Annotated in this window: 22 protein-coding genes; 12 read left to right on the top strand and 10 right to left on the bottom strand. The window is 37.6% G+C overall.

The features are described from left to right. Window positions 1–163: 163 nt before the first annotated feature. Entirely contained in the window at window positions 164–907 is a 744-nt protein-coding gene (locus JR347_RS05205) for a ZIP family metal transporter (RefSeq protein ID WP_205722992.1), read from the bottom strand. Between the two features lie 110 nt (window positions 908–1,017). Here JR347_RS05205 and JR347_RS05210 point away from each other — a divergent pair, with 110 nt between their 5' ends. Next, window positions 1,018–1,539, top strand: a complete 522-nt coding sequence (locus tag JR347_RS05210; RefSeq protein ID WP_205722993.1) for a hypothetical protein — start codon at window positions 1,018–1,020, stop codon at window positions 1,537–1,539. Between the two features lie 123 nt (window positions 1,540–1,662). Next, window positions 1,663–2,214 (top strand): hypothetical protein, encoded by a 552-nt coding sequence (locus tag JR347_RS05215; RefSeq protein ID WP_205722994.1) that lies wholly within the window; start codon window positions 1,663–1,665, stop codon window positions 2,212–2,214. 37 nt (window positions 2,215–2,251) lie between these two features. Here the strand turns inward: JR347_RS05215 and JR347_RS05220 are convergent, their stop codons facing one another. The 6 genes from JR347_RS05220 to JR347_RS05245 all read right to left on the bottom strand — a co-directional run bounded on the left by JR347_RS05220 (window position 2,252) and on the right by JR347_RS05245 (window position 8,366). After that, complete coding sequence (locus tag JR347_RS05220) at window positions 2,252–4,876, bottom strand: ABC transporter permease (RefSeq protein WP_205722995.1); 2,625 nt, start codon at window positions 4,874–4,876, stop codon at window positions 2,252–2,254. Continuing rightward, window positions 4,877–5,218, bottom strand: a complete 342-nt coding sequence (locus JR347_RS05225; protein WP_205722996.1) for a PadR family transcriptional regulator — start codon at window positions 5,216–5,218, stop codon at window positions 4,877–4,879. It abuts the gene before it with no gap. Window positions 5,219–5,299: 81 nt separating this feature from the next. Next, a complete protein-coding gene (locus tag JR347_RS05230) occupies window positions 5,300–6,184 on the bottom strand; it encodes a TraB/GumN family protein (protein ID WP_205722997.1) in 885 nt (294 codons plus the stop codon). A gap of 121 nt (window positions 6,185–6,305) precedes the next feature. After that, entirely contained in the window at window positions 6,306–6,467 is a 162-nt protein-coding gene (locus JR347_RS05235) for a hypothetical protein (RefSeq protein ID WP_205722998.1), read from the bottom strand. 136 nt (window positions 6,468–6,603) lie between these two features. Further along, on the bottom strand, window positions 6,604–7,338 hold the full coding sequence (locus JR347_RS05240; RefSeq protein ID WP_205722999.1) for a class I SAM-dependent methyltransferase: 735 nt from the start codon (window positions 7,336–7,338) through the stop codon (window positions 6,604–6,606). Continuing rightward, window positions 7,335–8,366, bottom strand: coding sequence for an FAD:protein FMN transferase (locus tag JR347_RS05245; protein ID WP_205723000.1), 1,032 nt, complete (start codon window positions 8,364–8,366; stop codon window positions 7,335–7,337). The genes JR347_RS05240 and JR347_RS05245 overlap by 4 nt, the downstream gene beginning before the upstream one ends. A 73-nt stretch (window positions 8,367–8,439) precedes the next feature. On the opposite strand from JR347_RS05245, the gene ruvB reads away from it, so the two are divergent. The 3 genes from ruvB (at window position 8,440) to queG (ending at window position 10,738) form a co-directional block, all read left to right on the top strand. Next, window positions 8,440–9,468: a Holliday junction branch migration DNA helicase RuvB gene (gene ruvB, locus JR347_RS05250; RefSeq protein ID WP_205723001.1), complete on the top strand. Its 1,029-nt coding sequence runs from the start codon at window positions 8,440–8,442 to the stop codon at window positions 9,466–9,468. 84 nt (window positions 9,469–9,552) lie between these two features. After that, a complete protein-coding gene (locus JR347_RS05255) occupies window positions 9,553–9,756 on the top strand; it encodes a hypothetical protein (RefSeq protein WP_205723002.1) in 204 nt (67 codons plus the stop codon). 43 nt (window positions 9,757–9,799) lie between these two features. Next, a complete protein-coding gene (gene queG / locus JR347_RS05260) occupies window positions 9,800–10,738 on the top strand; it encodes a tRNA epoxyqueuosine(34) reductase QueG (protein ID WP_205723003.1) in 939 nt (312 codons plus the stop codon). Here the strand turns inward: queG and JR347_RS05265 are convergent. Beyond that, window positions 10,735–10,917, bottom strand: a complete 183-nt coding sequence (locus JR347_RS05265) for a hypothetical protein (protein ID WP_205723004.1) — start codon at window positions 10,915–10,917, stop codon at window positions 10,735–10,737. The genes queG and JR347_RS05265 overlap by 4 nt on opposite strands. Before the next feature lie 123 nt (window positions 10,918–11,040). Here JR347_RS05265 and JR347_RS05270 point away from each other — a divergent pair, with 123 nt between their 5' ends. The 5 genes from JR347_RS05270 to JR347_RS05290 all read left to right on the top strand — a co-directional run bounded on the left by JR347_RS05270 (window position 11,041) and on the right by JR347_RS05290 (window position 17,909). Continuing rightward, on the top strand, window positions 11,041–12,486 hold the full coding sequence (locus JR347_RS05270; RefSeq protein ID WP_205723005.1) for a BatD family protein: 1,446 nt from the start codon (window positions 11,041–11,043) through the stop codon (window positions 12,484–12,486). Between the two features lie 18 nt (window positions 12,487–12,504). Beyond that, the gene (aroC, locus tag JR347_RS05275; RefSeq protein WP_205723006.1) at window positions 12,505–13,581 is read left to right on the top strand and encodes a chorismate synthase; all 1,077 of its coding nucleotides are present in this window, start codon (window positions 12,505–12,507) and stop codon (window positions 13,579–13,581) included. 10 nt (window positions 13,582–13,591) lie between these two features. After that, window positions 13,592–15,010, top strand: coding sequence for a dicarboxylate/amino acid:cation symporter (locus JR347_RS05280; protein WP_205723007.1), 1,419 nt, complete (start codon window positions 13,592–13,594; stop codon window positions 15,008–15,010). A gap of 52 nt (window positions 15,011–15,062) precedes the next feature. Next, window positions 15,063–15,650 carry a NifU family protein gene (locus JR347_RS05285; RefSeq protein WP_205723008.1) on the top strand — a complete coding sequence of 196 codons (588 nt, stop codon included), beginning with the start codon at window positions 15,063–15,065 and terminating at the stop codon, window positions 15,648–15,650. 93 nt (window positions 15,651–15,743) lie between these two features. Further along, a complete protein-coding gene (locus JR347_RS05290) occupies window positions 15,744–17,909 on the top strand; it encodes a GAF domain-containing protein (protein WP_205723009.1) in 2,166 nt (721 codons plus the stop codon). A 2-nt stretch (window positions 17,910–17,911) separates the two neighbouring features. Here JR347_RS05290 and JR347_RS05295 read toward each other — a convergent pair whose 3' ends face one another. After that, the gene (locus JR347_RS05295) at window positions 17,912–18,685 is read right to left on the bottom strand and encodes a class I SAM-dependent methyltransferase (RefSeq protein WP_205723010.1); all 774 of its coding nucleotides are present in this window, start codon (window positions 18,683–18,685) and stop codon (window positions 17,912–17,914) included. A 104-nt stretch (window positions 18,686–18,789) separates the two neighbouring features. Between JR347_RS05295 and JR347_RS05300 the strand changes: the two genes are divergently transcribed. Together JR347_RS05300 and rlmB are read left to right on the top strand one after the other, a co-directional pair. Then, window positions 18,790–19,917 (top strand): GWxTD domain-containing protein, encoded by a 1,128-nt coding sequence (locus JR347_RS05300; protein WP_205723011.1) that lies wholly within the window; start codon window positions 18,790–18,792, stop codon window positions 19,915–19,917. Continuing rightward, window positions 19,914–20,660, top strand: coding sequence for a 23S rRNA (guanosine(2251)-2'-O)-methyltransferase RlmB (gene rlmB, locus JR347_RS05305; RefSeq protein ID WP_205723012.1), 747 nt, complete (start codon window positions 19,914–19,916; stop codon window positions 20,658–20,660). The genes JR347_RS05300 and rlmB overlap by 4 nt, the downstream gene beginning before the upstream one ends. Here rlmB and JR347_RS05310 read toward each other — a convergent pair. Further along, complete coding sequence (locus JR347_RS05310) at window positions 20,655–21,728, bottom strand: mannose-1-phosphate guanylyltransferase (RefSeq protein ID WP_205723013.1); 1,074 nt, start codon at window positions 21,726–21,728, stop codon at window positions 20,655–20,657. The two genes, rlmB and JR347_RS05310, sit on opposite strands and share 6 nt — an antisense overlap. Window positions 21,729–21,733 lie beyond the last annotated feature (5 nt).

A 21,733-nucleotide genomic window follows, 5' to 3' on the forward strand; every position in this document is an offset into this window, starting at 1 on the left:
GTTTCATTCCACCAAAGATTGATACTCTTTCGCAATTTGATTGGAAAATATGCGTAATTCAGTTCTAATTGCAACAAATGGAAGATTTTAACTAAAAATTTAATAGGATATCTATCCAAGAAACCTCATCTATCAAAAAAGCTGTTTCGTAATGCTGTGTGGACTAAAACCAATACTCAGCGCCAACAGCAATTAGGGCTCCGATAACAGCCACCGCTAATTTTCTAGCGTTAAAATGATGGTCGGAGCTTGTTTCAAAAACAATTGTTGTTGAAATGTGCAGGAAATTACCACTAACAATGGCAAATAGAATAGTGAATGTTTCATCTGCCAGAGCATTATTTTCCACATAATAATCACCTACAACCATGCCGATAGGAGAAGCTAGTGCAAAAAGCACTAAGAATATGATCGCGAGTTTATTTCTCTTTAGCTGACAAACGATTATAGACATCAACGCAAAAGAAGCAGGAGCTTTATGTAATACAATACCAAACAAAATACTATTGGCATCGTGGTGGGCATGAATTACACTGGGGTGTGCCAATAGGCTACCTTCTAAAAGACCATGAACAATCATGGCGCCCAGAACCATTATGGAAGATGCTACACCTCTCTGATGATCATGCTCGTGCTTATGGATATGACCATGTTCTGCACCTGCCGTGAAATACTCCAATATTTGCTGCAAAAAGAAACCCAGCAACACATATATACCAATGGAGGTTGGGTTTTCTGCCTGAGAAAATAACTCTGGCATTATATGGATGATCGTAATCGAGAATAAATACGATCCTGCAAACACCAATGCTAACTTATAATTCTTTTGATCAAGGTTGGGGATTGCGAAAACCAATAACCCACTTAAAAGGGCACTAAAAAAAAGAATGGCGAGACTTATGAGCATGATTGGGTTTGAATGAGTGGCAAATATACAACAGTGTTGCATTTAGAAAAGAGAGCCAGGCTCTTTCTAATAGATAATTTATGCGATATTCGCATAAAATAATAGACAGATTGAAGAATAAACCCTGGTTATCGTATTTGCTTTTTGTAAGTCAGGCAGCTGTATTGTCGACTTCATTGATAGTCTTAATTAGCAACTATTTTAGTTATTCTATCATCTACCGAACCATCAGATATCATGTTGGCATTGAGGTAGTACTTTCACTATTATTACTTTATTCAATTCGTCATTACATCAACACCATTAGAGCTTCCTCTTCCATGCGAAAGGAAGCAGGAAAAAAGCGTGAGATTAAATCCAAAAGAATTGAGCTGCTCATTTTCTTTTTAATGATTTCTTTACTCTTTCATTCTCTTTTCATCACCGTTCCTATGAATAAATACCTACCTTCTACTATTGAGTGGGGTCTTTTGTTGAGTAATTGTTTGCTACAGTTTATCATGCTTATCAAACTAATTAGCTCGCATGAAGGTGTTAGCGAGGACTTTGTTAAGTCGAAACAAAGGTATGCTGGGACAGGAGCACTCCTTGGTCTGGCATTGTTTTACACTTATTTTATTATTCTTAACTGATTGACAACTAACTTATTAAGTTAGACTTCATTCAATTTCCTCATTTTTTAACCAGATTAAGGGTTACTTAGCCCTGCTTGCAGTATCAATTATTGTAATTACAACCAACTAAAACTTATTACAATGAGATATCTATTGATCAGCTGTATCATACTTTCAACTAATAGTCTATCACTAGCACAATCAAATGGCTGGCAACAAAAAATAGCGGCAATCGAAAAGGAGTTTCAGCAATGCATGTCTTCCGAAAATAAAAATACATGTCAGGGTTATATCGGTATGGCCATGCAAGAGGTTTATAAGTCGAGTGATTTGAAAGACCCGGCTAGCAATGAATATCTAAGTTTTTCTGAGATAAAAAGACTAGTAAAAGAATCTGATAAATGGCAAATGGTAGGGCATGCTTATGATCAGGAGGCTTTAAAAAAGGCTCAAAGTATGGCGAATGAAGGAAAGCCGGTGGTAGCTGTGTTTACTGGTGATACTGATGCAGAAACTCATGTGAGTCTTATCCTTCCAGGTGATTTAGCAGCCTCTGGTTCTTGGGGTATGAGAGTGCCTGATGTCACAGCTTTTTTTACGCACAATCCGTCAAGTTCTTTTTCTAAGAAAAGTATGTCTTATGCATATACTAAGAAGATGACTCTTCAAATTGTACTCTATGCAAAAAAATAATCTTGAGGTATTTAACCCCAAGATTATTTCTTAATAATCACTCATTTTTTAATGAATTAGTAGGATTCTGAAGTGCAGCCTTTACCGATTGCCAACTCATGGTGCCAAACGCAATGACCGAAATAGCAATGGCCGCTATTATAAAAATACCTGCATTTATCGAAGTTTGGTAAGCAAAACCTGCCAACCATTTGTTCATGGCAAACCAGGCAAGCGGTGAGGCAATTAAGAATGCAATCACCAGCAGTTTAAATAAATCCTTGGAGAGTAAAAGCACGATCGACTGCACTGAAGCTCCTAATACCTTTCTAATGCCAATTTCTTTGATGCGCTGTGTTGTGGTATAGGTGGTTAAACCGAACAAACCAAGAAATGCTATGATAATGGCAAGAATAGCAAATGATGCAAATAATTGAGCAAATTGATTGTCGGCACGATACTGCTGATCAAAATTATCATCTAAAAAGTAATAGGTAAAGGGCCTTTGAGGGATTAAAGTTTTCCATTTGCTCTCCAATCGCTGGATTGTTTGAAAAACATCATCCGTATTAATCTTCAGAGAAAACTTAGCCATGCTAAATGGCTCATACCGCAATGATAAGGGCTCAACTTCTGAATGAAGCGACTTGTAATTGAAATCATCTACTACACCTATTACCTTTCCTTCTTTCCCCCACTGACTGAATTTTTTACCAATGACCTCTTCAGGATCTGTATAGCCCCAAAGCTTTACGGCCGCCATGTTGATCATTAAAGCTTCCGTAGAATCTGAATAATAATCGTATGAAAAAGGCCTTCCAGACAGCATTTTAATATCATAGAAAGGAATAAAGTCGGGGTCAATCTCATAGATGGTAGGGCTGTGTGGCTCCATTTCGCCAGCTTTATTTTCTATGAGCGTTCCTGCATTTGGTAAGAAATTACCCGGTACAGCCCGTGAAGCACTGACCTCCGTTACATCGGGATCATTGCCAAATTCATTCTTTAATGCCTCAATATTTAATTGCACTTGCGTATCGAAACCAAACTCCATTACTAATACCTGCTCTTTAGAAAATCCTAAGTCGTGATTTTGAAGAAACTTTAGTTGATTGTAGATAGTAGTAGTTCCAATAATGAGGGCAATGGTAAGTATGAATTGAAAAGTGACAAGTCCTTTTCTTAAAATTACGCCTGACGACCCTGTTTTAAAATTACCTTTTAAAACTTTGGACGGTTGAAATTTTGAAAGCAGAAATGCAGGATAAAATCCTGCCAAAAGTCCAATAATAGCTATTCCAGATACAAAGGTAAGTGCAAACTCAATGTTGAAAATGTCGGTAGATGTAATTTCTACTCCTGTTAAACCAAAGAAGTTAGGTGCAAGTACAATTACTATGGCAATAGCCAAAACACCTGCAAATAACGAAAGCAAGAAAAACTCAGATAGAAATTGATTGACCAATGAAAACTGTCTAGCACCCACTACTTTTCTTATTCCAATTTCTTTAGCTCTTTCCAGAGAACGAGCTGTCGATAAGTTAATGAAGTTTATACAGGCAATAATTAAAATAAATGCGCCTATTATGGAGAAGATTATCAGATTGGAAATGCTTCCCATTTTTCCCGCTTGTCTTTTAGCTACTGAATTTAAATAGGAGCCATCCATGGGCTCTACATCGGCATAAAATTTTGATTGCTCCCAATCGGCAGTATATTTTTCAACCACATCTGTAATTCTGGGTTTGATGGCTTCTATTGTGGTATTCTCTTTAAGGGTGATGTAATTATAAAAATCTACATAGCCCCACGAATCAAAGATGGCAGGTCTTTCATTGTAAAATGTTTTCATGGAGATTATGGCGTCAAACCTGAACTGCGAATTAAGAGGCACATCTTCCATAATAGCAGTCACTTTGCACTCAACTGTTTGGTTATAAGTAACAATCTTGCCCATGGCATCTTCGTTTCCGAAGTACTTTTTTGCCTGTGATTCTGTTAAAACAATACTGTTAGGCTCAGTTAAAGCTAAATCAGGATTTCCAGCGATAACCTTCCAGCTGAAGACTTTAAAAGCTGTAGAATCTCCAAAAACTACACCGTCTTCATTGTATAACTCATCATTAACTTTTATAAGCTTCGAATGGCCAGGAGTAAAACGGCAGAAATGTTCAATTTCCGGAATCTCTTCTTTCAGAGCTGGTCCGATGGGAGCATTACCCCAAAACCGGTATTCTTCCGGTACAGGTGGGGTATCCAAGTCTTCATTGGCTTTAAAACCCTGCAGAACACGATACGTTCTATCAAGATTTTCGTGATACTGATCGTAAGACAATTCATTCAAGACATAAAAGGCAATGAAAATGCAGGAAGCAATACCTACTGCTAAGCCAGAAATATTGATGAATGAATAGAACTTTTCTTTAGCGATATGGCGCCACGCCACTTTGTAATAGTTGTTAATCATAATAAAGTTGTTTGAGTTTGACCTATATTTTTTGAGTGCAAATGGCCGCAGGTAATTCAATACCTGAAACCAATAATTGAGTTTTGCTTTTGTAACAGAGGTTTCTTTTAATTTCCGATAGTATTTCTCTTCCAAGTCGCCTAATACCTCTTCGGCTAGTTCTTCTTTGAGAAACCAGTTGATAAACTTTTGCGCCAGTTGTGGAGGTGACTGCATTTAGAATGAGAAATTCAGTTTGTCTGCAAATGCCGGAAACTGATTCCAGAGTGACACTTTAAAATCACGAGAGTTTTCCAGGGCACGCTGGCCTGCGGCTGTTATTTCATAGATTCTTTTTCTTCTACCACCACGTTCAGCGCTGGCTTCACCCATCTTGGATTCCAAAAAACCTTTATCGGCTAGTCGTGTAAGTGTGGAATGTACCGCCCCGATAGAAACGGCTCTTTTGGTTTGTGCTTCAAATTCATCTGCAATATTTAAGGCATAAGCCTGCTCTCCTAAGATTCCTACGATAAGAAGAATTACTTCTTCAAAATCACCAAGTTTTGTTTCAATCATATATTAACTTCTAAATTGTAGAACTAATATACGGGCCGATTTATTTTTTGTTCTACAATTTAGTAAGAAATTCTTTTGAGCCTAGTTGGAGGTCTTTGCAGGGGCGAAATCGATAATAACGGGAGTAATGGTATAGCCTTCCTTTTCTAATAAACTCACCAATCCTGATTCGCCTATAATATGAGGTACACCTAACGCGAAAAATGTAGGTTTTGATTTAATGAGTTTAACCACATCCGGCAGCCACTTTTCGGTTCTGTTGTCGTAATATACTTCTTTAAATTTCTCGCTTTCATTGGTGGCTTTAAATGTTTCTTCTTTCACTACTTCCATGTTCTGCTCTTTCATGTAAGCGCGCACCATTTTATTATAATCACTTAAATGGTCGTCAAAATTATTGATAGTATATTTTAGAGCTTCTATCTGATCTTCAATTGGAAATTGTTCAAATGCAGCAATTTCTTCATCCACATCACTCAGGCTATTGAACTTTAGCCTGTTGTCTTTGGCTATATCTTCAAGCTCCCTTTCCGGATAAGTAATGTTGTACTGTAACGTGAGTGCAGTAGTAGCTGTTACTAAAATAATAGGCTGCAACTTGCTGTAGAAATTGTCATAGGCCTGATTTCTGCCACCATACTCCTCAATTATTGCTCTGAGCTGCTTTTGCTCTTCTTCAGTTAGGTATTTATTTACTGTACCGTCATTAGGAATTTTAACAGCCTCAGTAAATTTTTGCTGTGTTTTCCTGCGTAAATCTGTTTTTGTCACAAATACCCTGCTTGCAATAATTGCGTTTTTCACCTCATCCGGCACAAAATAGCCAAATTTGGGTAAGAAATTAATAGTACCAAACAGGTAAGAAGGTTCATTTAACCCATTACCTTCAATTTTATACAATGCCGATTGATGTTGTGCAGTTAAGGTTGTTGCACAAATTAAAACCAATAAAAGAGATCTAATCACAATACTTCAACTTAAATTTCCTTCTAATATAAAAGAATCAATCAGTTGATGCATGCACTTTTTATAAAGACGGCATAATTTATCTGTTATTAGCCAAAATTTTCGATAAAAAACAGACATTTTACTCATTGCGTAATGACTGAACCGGGTTAGCAATAGCAGCTTTAACTGTTTGATATCCAACGGATAGCAAAGCAATAAACACAACCGATAAAGCCGCTGTAACAAAGAATAATGGATTCATATCAATCCGATAAGTAAAGGAGTTTAGCCATCCATTCATAATTAACCAGGCCAAAGGCCATGCAATAATATTGGCTATCAAGACGTAACTAATCAAATAAAATTTTTAAAGTAGATCAAAATTGAGTTTGACGCATTTGAACTTTATAAGTAAGATTATTAAAACGGCTTGTGAATTATTTTCGGAGATGAAAAATCATGCGATCTGATTCTTCTGCTTGGTAAGGTGCTAAAGAGTAGTCTCCAAATATATGTTCAATAGATAAACCAGCCTCAAGGAAAAAGTCTAGAAAATCTTTTCTACGTAGTGCTTTCACCTTCTCCTGAAAATGATATTGCTTACCACCATCATTAAATTCAATGTCTTTTATGATATAGTCATCAGCACTCAGATGTTTCGAAATTTCAAAGACAATTTTACCTATTCGCTTGGTCTCATTAGGCTTTAGATGATGCACGACCGTGTAAGGATTCAAAAAATCTAATATGAAGATACCGCCCGGTTTGAGGCTATCAGCCACTGATTTAATTGCTTTTAGATGTTCCTCTTTTGTTTCAAAATAGCCGAAGCTGGTAAAGAGATTTAGTACAAAATCAAACTCTTGATGCGCAAATGACTCACGCATATCATGAATATCAAAATGCAATCTTTCATTTTCGTATTGCTTAGCATACTCAATGTTTTGTGAAGATAAATCAACGCCCACAACATCATATCCTTTCTTATTTAGATAGATACTATGCCTACCCTTTCCACACGCTAAATCCAGAATCTTGTGCGATTTATTCACCTCAAGATAGTCCGTCAGGTTATCTATAAATGCTTGCGCTTCTTCATGATCTCTGTGTTTGTACAACACATGATAATAGGGGGAATCAAACCACTCGCCAAACCACTCTTTTTTGCTCATTGTGTCTTTTCAATGCTATTTTCAATTCCCGCTGTGGCGAAAGCCGATATGCTTCCATCATCATTACTGAACAATAAGTAAGCATCGTATTCTTTATGATTTTCTAAAAACTGAATGGTTGTTTCCTTACCCATAACCATAAACGCAGTAGCCAACGCATCGGCCTCATGGCAGGTGGGGGCAAAAACAGAAGCACTCAGCAGCTTATGTTCTATCGGATAGCCCGTCTTTGGGTCAATGGTATGGCCATACTTTACGCCCTCCACAATATGATAATTAAAGTAATTTCCACTTGTTGCTAATGCCTGATCTTTGAGCTGAACTATCGCAAAAAATTTCTGTTGCAGCTCATCAGAATCAGGATGTAAAATACCAACAGACCATGACTTATTGCTAGCCACATTTTTACCTTTTACACGAACTTCCCCACCAATCTCAACAAAATAGTTTTCAATGTTTTTTGACTCAAGATATTCAGCCACTACATCTACTCCATAACCTTTAGCCGAAGCACTAAAACTGATGTTTACTCTTGAATCAGATTTAGTAACAATGTCATTCGTGAATGATACTTTTTCATATCCAACAAATTGACTTAACGAATCTATATAAACGGAATCTGGGATAAAACCATCCTCCGGGCCAAACCCCCATGCATTGATATAAGGGCCAATACTAGGATCGAAAGCTCCTTCCGTTTTTTCGTAAATGTCTTTAGACACAGATAGCGCCTCGTAAAAAAAAGGAAGTTTAAATTGGAATTCATCACTTGTATTGAACTTGCTTATTTCTGATGTTGGGATGTAGGTGTTCAGACTTTGATTAAACACCACTAAAAGGCTATCAACTTCTTTTTTGAAATTCCTTTTCTTGGGATCTGCGTATTTTACATTGTAGGTAATAGGTCCCATCGTTTTACCCTGAAACCAGATCAGCTCGGCAGTTTTATCCTGGCGGTAATGCCATACTAAAAACATGGCCGAGAATAAACCTAAAGTGTATAAGATGTTTTTCCAACGTAGAGTCATTGCACTAAAATTTGCTGCAAATTAATGAAATTGGAATGGCTAATGTTTACTTTAGCACAGTAAATGCCGGAATATGAGAGAAGATTATCTACAAGCTGATGACGACCATTTTGGACCTGAAGAAAAGGAGTTTGAAAGAGCACTCAGGCCGTTAAGTTTTAGCGATTTCACTGGTCAGCAGAAAGTTGTAGATAACATCAAAGTATTTGTTCAGGCTGCCAAGAAAAGAGGTGAGCCGTTAGACCATGTACTTTTACATGGCCCTCCCGGTCTGGGTAAAACCACTCTTTCTCATATTATTGCTAACGAGCTGAACACCAATATTAAAGTTACTTCAGGGCCAATTTTGGATAAACCCGGAGATTTGGCCGGACTTCTCACTAACCTGGAGGATAATGATGTTCTTTTTATTGATGAAATCCATCGATTAAATCCTATTGTGGAGGAGTATTTGTACTCTGCAATGGAGGATTTTAAGATTGATATCATGTTGGACTCAGGGCCCAGTGCGAGAACAGTTCAAATCACGCTATCGCCATTTACCTTAATAGGCGCAACAACGCGCTCTGGTCTATTAACTTCTCCTTTGAGAGCTAGATTTGGTATCAACTCAAGGTTAGAGTATTACGATGCCGATCTGCTATCAAACATTGTTGAAAGGTCTTGCAGTATTTTAAGCACTTCAATAGACAGAGATGCTGCCATAGAAATTGCCAGAAGAAGCAGAGGTACACCTAGAATAGCCAACAACTTATTAAGAAGAACACGCGACTTTGCCGAAATAAAAGGGGATGGTAACATCAACATGGAAATTGCAAAAATGGCACTTAGTGCTTTGGATGTAGATGACCATGGATTAGATGATATGGATAATCGTATTCTTTCGACAATCATTGAAAAATTTAAAGGTGGGCCTGTAGGAATTTCTACCATCGCCACTGCTTGTGGAGAAGAGGCTGAAACTATTGAAGAAGTCTATGAGCCTTTTTTAATTAAGGAAGGTTACATTAAAAGAACATCGCGAGGTAGAGAAGCAACGGAGCTTGCCTATAAACATTTAAAAATTGTTCCTCCTACTCGAACTGGGGGTCTTTTTGACTAATCAAGGAATATTTTTTTCAATTTTTGTTAACATTCTGTAATAATTTTCGTCTAACAGGTACTAACTGATCAAATCAGTAAGAAAATGAAAACCCAACAACACAGAACTTTAATTATTGTATTAGGCGTGGCGATTGCAGTATGTGTATCCCTATTTACATTAAACTCTAAAGCCGCTGATAAAAATGAAGCACAGGTAAATATGCTTTCTAAGTATAAATCTACAGTGCCGTTGATTACTGAACCTTTATATATTTTGGTAAAGGGTCTCAATATCGTGAATAAGTAATATTTCCATTGCTGGAACAGTTAGAGCGGCTATCTTTGATAAGATGGCTAATTTAACTGCAGATAAGCACACTCGAATAATAAAACAAAAAGCCCATGAAATGGGCTTTTCTTTTTGTGGTATATCCAAAGCCAGGTACTTAGAAGAAGAAGCAAACAAGTTGGAAAACTGGCTGAAACGAGGCTATCAGGGAAAAATGAGTTACTTAGAAAATCATTTTGACAAGCGCCTCGACCCCACAAAGCTAGTACCGGGAGCAAAATCGGTTATCTCATTGGTTTACAACTATTATCCTAAAGAAGATTTAGCGAATGAAAACACTTATAAAATAGCTAAGTATGCTTATGGTAAAGACTACCATTTTGTTATCAAGGATAAGCTCAAAGGATTTTTAGAAGACTTAAGAGAGAATATTGGAGAGATTTCGGGTAGAGTTTTTGTAGATAGTGCTCCTGTGATGGAGCGCCAATGGGCAACACAATCAGGCGTAGGTTGGATAGGTAAAAATAGCCTGCTTTTAAATCGCTCTATGGGTAGCTTTTTCTTTTTAGCAGAATTAATACTTGATCTTGAACTTACGTATGATGGACCAGCACAAGATTATTGTGGCACTTGTACCGCATGTATGGATGCCTGTCCGACAGATGCTATTCCGGAACCTTATGTAGTTGACGGTAGTAAATGCATCTCATACTTAACTATTGAATTAAAGGATAATATTCCATCAGAGTTTAAAGGCCAAATGCAGGACTGGATATTTGGGTGTGATATCTGCCAGGATGTATGTCCTTGGAACAGATTTTCTAAACCTCATTCTGAGCCTCAGTTTGAACCTCACCATGATTTAAAAGAGATGACTAAATCAGATTGGGAGGAAATGACAGAAGAAGTATTTCGGAAAGTCTTTAAAAAATCAGCAGTAAAGAGAACGAAGTTTAACGGGCTACAAAGGAATATTAAATTCAATTCCCAGAAAAGTTAATGGGTAAAGCACCGCTGCAATACTAGCTGATGTGATTCTCCATAATTAAAATAGCACCATTTTCTGAGTTCTTCAATTTCTTCTGCTACCAATGATTTTATGGCTTTTTTCAATTCCTTTTCAAAAAGCTTCAGGTCAAAACTTACTTTATCGAGAATTGTCTTAAAATATTCTAGCATGATTGATATGGTATTCTGATTGATTTATCAAAATTAACAACCTTTAATAAAGTATTCGTTAATGCATTATTAAGATTGCCATACATTTGTACGTTAGTAACGATAAGAAGGATTCAAAGAGATATGAAGAGTTGGATATTTACATTTTGTTTTGTCTTAACCGGACTATGTTCAAAAGTTATAGCTCAGGAGATTGATGTTAAGTTAGGACCCAACGAAATCGGTGAAAATCAGGCCTGGACAATAACCATCACTGTATCTAACGAGCGATTGCAGAGCTATGATGATTTCCCTGATATTGAAGGATTTCAAAAAAGAGGGACTTCTTCATCCTCCAGTACGCAAATAATCAATGGCCAGATATCATCATCGCAAAGTATTACCATGACCTATGTGCCACAGCGACAAGGGCAGGTAAATGTACCAGCATTCACGATGACAGTAAATGGAAAGAAAATTTCTTCACCCGGTACCACCGTAAAAGTGGGCGCACCAGTACAACGCCAAAGAAGCCGGGATCCTTTCAGAAGTTTATTTGACAGAGACCCTTTTGATGATTTTGGTGGTCGTGGAGAAACTGAATTTATAGATATTGATGAAGATGCTTTTCTAGCGCTTACCACTAATAAAAAAGAAATTTATGTTGGTGAAGGAGTTACGGCTACATTATCATTCTTTGTTGCAGAAAGCAACAGAGCGCCATTGCAGTTTTACGAGTTGGGTAAACAACTATCAGGGATATTAAAAGACTTGCGCCCAGAAAACTGTTGGGAAGAGAATTTTAATATCGAAAACATCAATGGTGAGTCAGTTGAAATTAATAGAAAGCGATATACTCAGTATAAAATTTATCAAGGGGCTTTTTATCCACTGAATGCTGAGAACATTAATTTCCCTCAAGTTGGATTAGAAATGATTAAGTATAAGGTTGCTAGAAACCCTTCATTCTTTGGCCAGAACAGGCAGGAAGATTTTAAGACATTCTATTCAAAGCCAAAAACAGTAAAAGTCAAACAACTTCCTCCACACCCACTCAAGGATCAGGTGGCTGTAGGTGATTACCATTTATCTGAGGATATTAATCAAACGGAGACCGAAACGGGCCAGAGCTTTTCTTATCAATTTGGTATATATGGTGAGGGCAATGTATCTGCGGTAAATAAACCAATGATAGACTCTGACAATAATTTCGATTTTTATGAACCAAACGTCACCCAAAATATAAATAGAAGAGGCGGCAGAGTTACAGGTTCTAAATCCTTTAGCTATTATGGTATTCCAAAAGAGCCGGGAGAATATAAACTGGGCGATTACTTTCAGTGGGTTTTCTTCAATCCAAACAACGGCAAATACGATACGCTGAAATCAGAAAAGGTACTCAGTGTGATTGGTGAGAGTAAGAAGAATGAATCAATTCAATCTAATGATCTAGGGTCTTTCTATGATGAAATAGAATTTGCAGATAATACACTGGAAAGTCTCGATAATGACGATTGGATTCAATTATTGGCCAACCTTTTAATTTTAGGTATGTTAGTAACCTCTGCGGTAATATTCTTAAAGAAATAACTAACAATTAACTAAGTCGTGGGAAATTCATTCGGTCAACTTTTTAAAATCACAACATTTGGAGAGTCTCATGGTGCAGCGATTGGTGTTACCATTGATGGGTGTCCGGCAGGCATTCAGTTAGATGAAAAATTCATTCAATCGGAATTGGATAGAAGGAAACCGGGACAATCCAAAATAACCACCCAAAGAAAAGAAGAAGATAAGTTTGAAATTTTATCGGGAGTTTTTGAAGGCAGAAGTACGGGAATGCCAATTGCCATTTTAATCCGTAATAAAGATGCGAAGAGCAAAGATTATTCTCATATAGCAGATAAATTCAGGCCCTCTCATGCAGACTATACCTACGAGAAAAAGTATGGCTTGCGAGATTACCGTGGTGGAGGTAGAAGTTCGGCCAGAGAAACCGCAGCCAGAGTTGCTGCCGGAGCAATAGCGAAACTCTTTTTGAAAAGTATTGGTGTAGATGTAAATGCCTATGTTTCGAAGGTTGGAGATGTATCAGCACCTCATTACACCCAACTAGATATATCCAAAACTGAGAGTAATATCGTTCGTTGCCCGGATCAGAAAACGGCCGATAGAATGATTGAGTTAATCGACTCAGTGCGTAAAGATCAGGATACTATAGGTGGGGTGGTTACTGGAATTATTAAAGGAACTCCTGTGGGACTTGGTGAGCCGGTTTTTGACAAGCTGCATGCCGAGCTTGGTAAGGCAATGCTAAGTATAAATGCGGTGAAAGGTTTTGAATATGGTAGTGGCTTTCATGGAACAACTATGAGAGGGTCTCAGCATAATGATGAATATATAAAAGAAGGAAATCAGGTAAAGACAAAAACTAATCACTCCGGAGGAATACAAGGGGGAATTTCCAATGGAGAAGATATTTACTTTAATGTAGCCTTCAAACCTGTGGCCACGATAATGAAGGATCAGCAGAGCGTAGATAAAGAGGGAAATGAAGTAACCGTTTCTGGCAAGGGAAGGCACGATCCATGTGTTGTTCCTCGCGCAGTGCCTATTGTGGAGGCTATGGCAGCACTAGTTATTGCTGACTTTTATATGATAGGCCAATCGGGTAAATTGCGCTAATTTTTAAAATATGAAGAACTTACCATTACATACTAAGATCATATTAGGGCTTGTAGCAGGAATTATTTGGGCTTTTGTCTCAAGTTATTTAGGCTGGAATGAGTTTACAATTGATTGGATTGATCCATTTGGGACAATTTTTATAAGACTTCTGAAATACATAGCCGTGCCATTGGTATTGTTCTCAATCATTTCAGGTGTTTCTTCACTCACAGATATTTCAAAATTAGGTAGGCTCGGTGCCAAAACACTTATTTTATATTTGACTACCACATTAATAGCAGTAGGTGTAGGTTTAATATTGGTAAATACTGTTAAGCCGGGTGCCATGCTGGATGAAGAACAGCGCATAAAAAACAGAATATCCTACGAAAAATGGGTGCAAGATACTCCCGGTGTTCCTCAACCGCGCGATGGCAGAAACTTTTTAGAAGACCCAAATCTTCGCTCTAAGGTTGAAGAAGTGATTAGCGAAAGTGAACTCAAAAAAATGGACGCAAAAAATGCTTCCATTGAAGACAAAATGAGTACGGCTGAAAAGACTAAACAAAAAAGCCCATTGACTTTTATCGTGGAGATGGTGCCTGAAAATGTAGTGTTGGCCATCTCGGATAACGGGCTTATGCTTCAGGTAATATTCTTCGCCATATTCTTTGGAATAACACTTGTGTTAATTCCCGCAGAACAGGCCAAGCCTGTGATAGATTTTGTAAATAGTATTAATGCTGTGTTCCTAAAGATGGTGGATATGGTAATGAAAGCTGCGCCATTTTTTGTATTTGCCCTGCTCGCTGGGGTGATAGCTAAAATGGCAGATACACCAGCGGAAGTTTTTGAGATATTTAAAGGGCTAGGTTCTTACTCATTAACTTTGGTAGCGGGTTTATTTTTTATGGTGTTCGTCTTTTATCCATTGATAATTACAGCATTCATTAAAAAATTATCTTACAAAGAGTTTTTTAAGAACATAAGCCCGGCCCAGTTTTTGGCATTTTCAACAAGCTCAAGTGCAGCAACACTACCGGTTACAATGGAGTGTATTGAAGATAATATGGGTGTATCCAAAAACATCAGCAGCTTTGTGTTGCCTATTGGTGCAACAGTAAATATGGACGGTACAAGTTTGTACCAGGCTGTAGCTGTAATATTTATGGCGCAAATGCACATGGTAGACTTATCCTTGGGTCAACAATTAACGATAGTTTTAACGGCTACATTAGCTTCCATTGGCGCAGCTGCTACACCAAGTGCTGGTTTAGTAATGATGATTATTGTACTACAATCGGTAGGGTTAAATCCTGCATGGATAGCAATTATATTTCCTGTAGATCGAATCTTAGATATGTGCCGTACGGTTGTGAATGTTACAGGTGACGCTACAGTTTCGACCCTTGTGGCGAAATCAGAAGGAGAATTGAGTAAATATTAAATACCACGAACTAATCTGATCGGATTTTGTTTTTGATCTAAATTGAAATTTTATGCAATCAACGAGTATACAATCGACAAGAGCTGTTAACATTTACATGGAGGCCAACCCGAATCCTAACTCCTTAAAATTTGTAGCGAATTTTATGTTGCTACCCGATGGTGTTAGTTTAGATTTTCCAAATGTTGAGGAAGCATCTAACTCGCCTTTAGCGCAAGAGCTTTTTAAATTAGATTTTGTTGATCGCGTGTTCTTTATGGCCAATTTCGTTACAGTTACCAAAAAGGAGGACATTGATTGGATTGAGGTACGAGATAAAGTAAAGGAGATTATCAAAAATTATCTTGAAGCCGGAAAGAGAGTAGTTGAAGAAATTAATGATGCCAACGAAATCAATGAAAATGATTCGGAGACAGTAAAAAAAATCAAAGGCATTTTAGATGAATATATTAGACCTGCCGTAGAGCAAGACGGTGGCGCCATCACCTTCCATTCTTTCGAAAATGGCATTCTTAAGGTTTTATTACAAGGTTCTTGCAGCGGCTGTCCTTCGTCAACAGTTACCTTAAAAGCGGGTATCGAAAATCTGATGAAACGTATGCTTCCAGAGGTTCAATCAGTTGAGGCTGAAGGCGTTTAAGGCTTTATTCTGCCAATCGTTAAATTGTAAATATTCTTCTTTGTAGTTATCTTGGTTACCGTTTATTAAATTACACGTGTAATTACTTTTTTCATGCAAGAAACAAGTGCAATACCCCAAGATAAAATTCAACCTTTCCACAATAAAGTTCATGAAGAAGCTGATGGAATAGTACGCTATTTCATTTATGGCTTTTTCTTCCTGGGCATTGGCCTGTCAGTATTTTATGACACGTATATTTTGGCGTTTGTCATGGGAGCAATTTCCTTAGGCATATATTTAGGAGCCAGGTCATTAATTGGTGGTACTATTTGGTTCAGACTCATTGTTAGTTTGCTCCTTTGGAATTTTGCTGTTCAGTTTATTCTCCAAATGCATGGAATGTACGAAATGCATTTTTTCTATTTCATTGGGCTTACTGTACTTCTCTTCTATGAAGATTGGCGCGTTCTTGTACCGCTTATAGCCTACGCAGTATTTACATTTCTATACTTATTCTATAGCCAAATGTCAGGCGGTGAGTTAAATGGCATGTTAGAGAACATACCGGAACTGACTTACAAAAATGTAATTCTACACTTGGGCTTGTTATTGTTTTACGGTGCATTATGTATTCTGTGGGCAAATTTACAGAAAGGGCAAACCAGAGAATCAGGAATTAATAACATGCAAATGCAAGATCAGTTAAGCCTGATGGATACTAACATCAACTTTGCCAACAGCATTAGTAAAGGAAATTTGGCCGCAGAATATGCCGCTGAAAAAGCAGATAAACTGGGCGAGTCGCTCATGAATATGCGTGATAGTTTGGTAGAAGCAGCCGAGCGTGAGTCAAAAGAAAAATTTGTAAATGTTGGATTAGCATCCATTGGAGAGATTCTTAGAAATAACACTGATAACCTTGAAGAGCTATGCGATCAGGTAATTCAGAATTTAGTGAAATACATGCGTGCCAATCAGGGCGGTATTTTCATTCTGCAGAAGGATGAGAATAACGATGAAAGCTACTTGCAATTAATGGCGTGCCGCGCATATGAAAGAAAGAAATACTTAGAGAAGCGCATTGAGCTTGGACAGGGATTAATCGGGCAGGCAGCAATAGAACGAAAGACTATTGTGATGACCGATGTGCCTGATCATTATATTAGCATTACTTCAGGTTTAGGTATTGCCAACCCGAACAGTTTGGTGCTGGTGCCACTAAAATCTAATGAAGAAATTGTTGGGGTTATAGAATTAGCTTCATTTGATGTTTTTACGGATAATGACATTGAATTCTTAGAAAAGGTGGGTGAAAGCATTGCTTCTACAATAATTTCAGCGCAAACAAATCAGCAAACCAAAGAATTGCTTGAGCAATCAAGACAAATGACTGAAGAGATGCAGTCGCAAGAGGAGGAGATGCGCCAGAATATGGAGGAGATGCAGGCTACTCAGGAAGAGATGGGTAGAACACAGAGGGAATTGGGTGAAAAAGAGGCAAATCTAAATGCCTTAATCAACAATACAACGGACTCTATTATTACGATGGATAGGAACTATAAGATTCTTATCATGAACAGGGTTGTAAAAGAAAGATACAAAGGCACTCAGTATGAAGATATGAGGGAAGGTGCCAATGCCTTGGATATGTTGGGCGATGTACGTGATGAGTGGAAAGGTTACTACGACAGGGCTTTAGCAGGTGAGGCTCTGGATTTTGTTTTAAAAAGCTCTGTACAAGGTGAGGACACTTATCGTGAGTACTTTATCAATCCAATAAAAGACGATAACGGCTATATCTTAGGGGTTTCTGTATTCTCAAGAGATGTAACCGATAAAAAACAGTTTGAAATAGCAGTTCAGCAAAAAAGCTCTGTGCTAGATGCCATGGTAAACAATACAGATAATACCTATTTTGCTATGGATGTTGATTACAATATTATCTATGCAAATAAGACGCTTAAAGATAGATTTAAAGCCAATGGCCTTGAGCTGAGTGAGGGAATGAGTATACTGGATGTACTTTCAGGGGATGCACTAAAAACCTGGAAAGAACGATATGCCAAGACACTTAATGGAGAAGAATTGAGGTTTAAAGAGGATCGTCCTGTGGGAGATAAAGTACTTAAAATAATAACTGAGTGTTTCCCTGTTAGGGATCAAAAGGGCGCAATCATTGGTGCTGCGGTTATTTCAAAAGATGTTACCTCAGAAGAACGAGCAAAGGAAAAAGTAGAAGAATTGACAGCTGAGATCGAGAAGTTGAAAGGTAAGTAGTCTTACTTCTCCACAATCAAAAACAAATCAAGAGCTTTATCAGCATCATCCTGAAGTAAATAATCAGTGTGATGAATTTCATTTACCAGCGAATCATTGCTTGATTTAAGCTTATTTCTGTTAAATCTATTGAGAATGTCGTAAGGAATTCTCAGCAATGGAGCGGGCAATCGGTATTGCAAATTTAGAATGTCAAATCGGGTGATTTTCTCTACGGACTTTCTGTTTTTCTCATGATATTCCATCACCTTTTCATTACCGCCAATACCTTTCATCTCTACCTTATCAAAAATGGATTTAGCCAAATCGGTGAGTTGCTGCGCAGTGTATTCCCGAATATGCCAGGGGTTTCTCGATAGTGTCAGCTTAATATTTGGCGTACTGATATATGCTTTACCTCCAGGCTTTAATACACGCTTAATTTCTTGAAGAAAAAGCTTGTCGTTTTTAATATGCTCTATCACCTGAAAAGTGACAATGCTGTCGTACTGATTATCCTTGATTTTGTTGAATGGAGGAATATTGTCCTGAATAAATGTCGCATCAGGATATTTTTTTGAAAGAGATTCGATTACTTCATCAATCTTGTCAATGGCCGTAAAAGTGTTGCATTTAGGTTGTAATAAATCAATACCTCTACCTTCACCACAACCTACTTCCAGCAAATCGCCCTTTACTAAATCTTCAGCCACATAATATGCTTTAAGTAGTCGCTGATGTATTGGGTTGTCAGATGCTATTTTATCAGATGCTATTTCGGTTGTGTATACGCCCATGTTAAAAATTTTTTGCAAAAATAGGTCAATTCAAAAGAAATAACCTGATGCTCTTTTTTTATTTGCCCAGTATCACCTTAATTTATCAATACAATTGAAAATTAATGCGAGCCATTAGAATAGTAGTATCCGCAGTTTTAATATTTTTTAGTCATACAATTCTGGCTCAGAATACCGGCAACGTTGGAGTTTCCATGATGTCAGTAACCTCTAATGACTCCTTACATTTATACTTGGAGATAGATTTAGATGCAAAAACATCAAGACTTTACAACTATAAATTCCAGTTTAGTACTGCTTCTGAAAGTGAAGAAAACCTGATTGCTTATTTGGATAGTGCATACCTGGGCAATAACGGAAATCAGCACTACTTTAAATTTTCTTTTCCAAAAAGCGTTCTTAAACCCAAACTAAAAACAAGGCTGATTAAACTTTCCGATGGTTTGACTTTTAATTTCGTTCATGAAATCAACGAATCACATCCTTTTATCCTCTTTGATTCAAAAAACTTACCGGTACTCAGGTATTGGGTGAATCCAGGAGGCTATCATACAACAAATAAGAATATTCACGTATTTTATTATAGCCACAACTTTAGCGTAGCCTTACCTCCAATGACCACCAGAAATGAAGCTCCTTCGCAGGAAATGAGCATCGATTCTTCTTTCGTTTTTCAGGAGGCGATAGAAATGAAAAGGCCTGGTATATATATGATGCAAAGTGACACTGCCTCTAACAAGGCACTTACCATTAGGGTCGAACCCTATTATTACCCAAGGTTTACAACAGTGGAAGAGCTTACTCAGCCTTTAATTTATATTACAGATGATGAGGAGCAGATGACTCTTGCTGAAGTGGGTGATGATAAGAGGAAGTTTGATAAGTTTTGGTTGCAATTAGCGGGCAACCCAGAACGGGCGAAGAAAATTATTCGACTGTTTTATGATAGGGTCGAATATGTAAATACGAATTACACAACCTTTAAAGAAGGCTGGAAAACAGATATGGGTATGATCTATTTGATCATGGGCACTCCGGATAGTATCGAAAAAATTGGGAATAAAGAGATATGGAATTATCAGGAAGATCGACATTTGCCAAAAAGAAAATACCAGTTCATCAAAACATCAACATTATTTTCTCCTGCACATTATGTATTGATTAGGGAGAAAAAGCATGCTGAATCATGGTACGAAGCCATTAATTTATTAAGAAACGCAATATTTAAATGAAGCATATAAATAAAGATAACCTGGTATTTGGCACACGCGCAATTCTTGAAACCATTGAAGCAGGCAAAGAAATTGATAAGCTTCTAATTCAAAAAGGCTTATCAAATGATTTGATTAAAGAGCTAATTAAAGTGGCTAAATCTTATGGGGTACCATTTTCTACGGTGCCTATAGAAAAGTTAAATAGGGTTACTCGAAAAAATCATCAGGGAGCTATTGCCTACATTTCATCCATCCAGTATGCTTCTTTAGACAACGTAATTAATGAGACTTATCAGAAAGGTAAGGAGCCCCTTTTACTCATGTTGGATAGAGTTACTGATGTGCGAAATTTTGGAGCGGTAGCAAGAACAGCCGAATGTGCAGGTGTCGATGCTATTATTATACCGTCAAGAGGTGGGGCGGCCATTAATGCCGATGCAATGAAAACTTCTGCCGGTGCCTTAAACTACATTCCTATTTGCAGAGAAGACAATCTGAAGAAAACGTTAGATTATTTAAAGCAAAGTGGGATTACCATTTTTGCATGTACGGAAAAGGCCACTGAGTCAATTTATTCGTGTGATTTCAACAAACCGGCAGCTATCATCATGGGCTCTGAGGAAGATGGTATTTCAGAAGAGTATTTGAAGCTTTCAGATCATCAAATGTTTATTCCCATGTCAGGTAATATTGATTCACTAAACGTTTCTGTCTCGGCCGGCATCGCAGTGTTCGAGGCCGTTCGGCAAAGAAGTTTATAAATATTCCTTGCCCTTAGATTTCTTAACATCCGCTACAAAGTCTCGGAATTTCTGCTCATTATCTCTCCTGCAAATAAGTAGCACATTGTCACACTCAGTTACCATATAATTTTGCAGGCCTTGTACAATAATCAACTTTTCTTTTGGGCCTTTAATGAGTGTATTTTTCGTGTCATAAACCAATGCGTTAGCCTGAACAACATTGTCGTTAGAGTCTTTCTCGCTATGTTCATGTAGGGCATTCCAAGAACCTAAATCAGACCAGGTAAAATCTGAAGGAACAACATAGACTGAGGCAGCACTCTCCATGACACCAAAGTCAATAGAAATATTAGTGCACTGTGAATAAACGGTGGATATTACGGCAGCCTCATCGGGCGTACTTAATTTAGGAAGGGCTTCTTCAAAGAGTTCACTCATTTCAGGTAAACATTCTTCAATGGCGTTAATGATGGCCTGAACGCCCCAAATAAAAATGCCAGAGTTCCACAAAAAATCTCCGCTTTCAATAAATTTTTCTGCTAACGCTCTTTCGGGCTTTTCAGTAAATGTTTTTACTTTTTTTAAACTGCCCTTTTCATCTAAAAACTGAATATACCCAAAGCCGGTTTCTGGTTTGTTGGGTTTCAGGCCTAGTGTTATTAATTTCTGCTGATCTTCGGCAGCGTTCAATGCTTTTTCCCAGAATGTATGAAACTCACCTTCATTTACAATCAAGTGATCAGAAGGGGCAATAGTAATGATTGCATCTGGGTCTTTTTTAGATATTTTATAAGATGCATATGCGATGCATGGCGCTGTGTTTCTTCTAAGTGGCTCCAAAAGAATTTGGTCGCTTGTTAGTTTAGGAAGTTGATCCTTCACTAAATCGCCATAGTCCTGATGAGTTACAACATAAATATTTTCTTCAGGCACTTTGCTTTTAAAGCGGTCGTAGGTCATTTGAATTAATGTACGACCTGTGTTTAAAATGTCTAAAAATTGCTTTGGCTTTGTAGTTCTACTGTAGGGCCAAAAACGGCTGCCTACTCCACCTGCCATTATTACAACGTAATTATGTTTATTCATCGGAT

Origin of the sequence: Fulvivirga lutea (assembly GCF_017068455.1) — a bacterium.
Lineage (GTDB): Bacteria > Bacteroidota > Bacteroidia > Cytophagales > Cyclobacteriaceae > Fulvivirga > Fulvivirga lutea.

Excerpts from the sequence above, each read along its gene's own strand:
- JR347_RS05205 (WP_205722992.1), bottom strand. The coding sequence starts at position 907 with ATGCTCATAAGTCTCGCCATTCTTTTTTTTAGTGCCCTTTTAAGTGGG.
- JR347_RS05215 (WP_205722994.1), top strand. The coding sequence starts at position 1,663 with ATGAGATATCTATTGATCAGCTGTATCATACTTTCAACTAATAGTCTA.
- JR347_RS05265 (WP_205723004.1), bottom strand. The coding sequence starts at position 10,917 with ATGCTAGAATATTTTAAGACAATTCTCGATAAAGTAAGTTTTGACCTG.
- JR347_RS05300 (WP_205723011.1), top strand. The coding sequence starts at position 18,790 with ATGCGAGCCATTAGAATAGTAGTATCCGCAGTTTTAATATTTTTTAGT.
- JR347_RS05220 (WP_205722995.1), bottom strand. The coding sequence starts at position 4,876 with ATGCAGTCACCTCCACAACTGGCGCAAAAGTTTATCAACTGGTTTCTC.
- JR347_RS05270 (WP_205723005.1), top strand. The coding sequence starts at position 11,041 with ATGAAGAGTTGGATATTTACATTTTGTTTTGTCTTAACCGGACTATGT.
- JR347_RS05290 (WP_205723009.1), top strand. The coding sequence starts at position 15,744 with ATGCAAGAAACAAGTGCAATACCCCAAGATAAAATTCAACCTTTCCAC.
- ruvB (WP_205723001.1), top strand. The coding sequence starts at position 8,440 with ATGAGAGAAGATTATCTACAAGCTGATGACGACCATTTTGGACCTGAA.
- queG (WP_205723003.1), top strand. The coding sequence starts at position 9,800 with ATGGCTAATTTAACTGCAGATAAGCACACTCGAATAATAAAACAAAAA.
- JR347_RS05225 (WP_205722996.1), bottom strand. The coding sequence starts at position 5,218 with ATGATTGAAACAAAACTTGGTGATTTTGAAGAAGTAATTCTTCTTATC.
- rlmB (WP_205723012.1), top strand. The coding sequence starts at position 19,914 with ATGAAGCATATAAATAAAGATAACCTGGTATTTGGCACACGCGCAATT.
- JR347_RS05285 (WP_205723008.1), top strand. The coding sequence starts at position 15,063 with ATGCAATCAACGAGTATACAATCGACAAGAGCTGTTAACATTTACATG.
- JR347_RS05295 (WP_205723010.1), bottom strand. The coding sequence starts at position 18,685 with ATGGGCGTATACACAACCGAAATAGCATCTGATAAAATAGCATCTGAC.
- JR347_RS05255 (WP_205723002.1), top strand. The coding sequence starts at position 9,553 with ATGAAAACCCAACAACACAGAACTTTAATTATTGTATTAGGCGTGGCG.
- JR347_RS05245 (WP_205723000.1), bottom strand. The coding sequence starts at position 8,366 with ATGACTCTACGTTGGAAAAACATCTTATACACTTTAGGTTTATTCTCG.
- JR347_RS05235 (WP_205722998.1), bottom strand. The coding sequence starts at position 6,467 with ATGAATGGATGGCTAAACTCCTTTACTTATCGGATTGATATGAATCCA.
- JR347_RS05240 (WP_205722999.1), bottom strand. The coding sequence starts at position 7,338 with ATGAGCAAAAAAGAGTGGTTTGGCGAGTGGTTTGATTCCCCCTATTAT.
- JR347_RS05310 (WP_205723013.1), bottom strand. The coding sequence starts at position 21,728 with ATGAATAAACATAATTACGTTGTAATAATGGCAGGTGGAGTAGGCAGC.
- JR347_RS05280 (WP_205723007.1), top strand. The coding sequence starts at position 13,592 with ATGAAGAACTTACCATTACATACTAAGATCATATTAGGGCTTGTAGCA.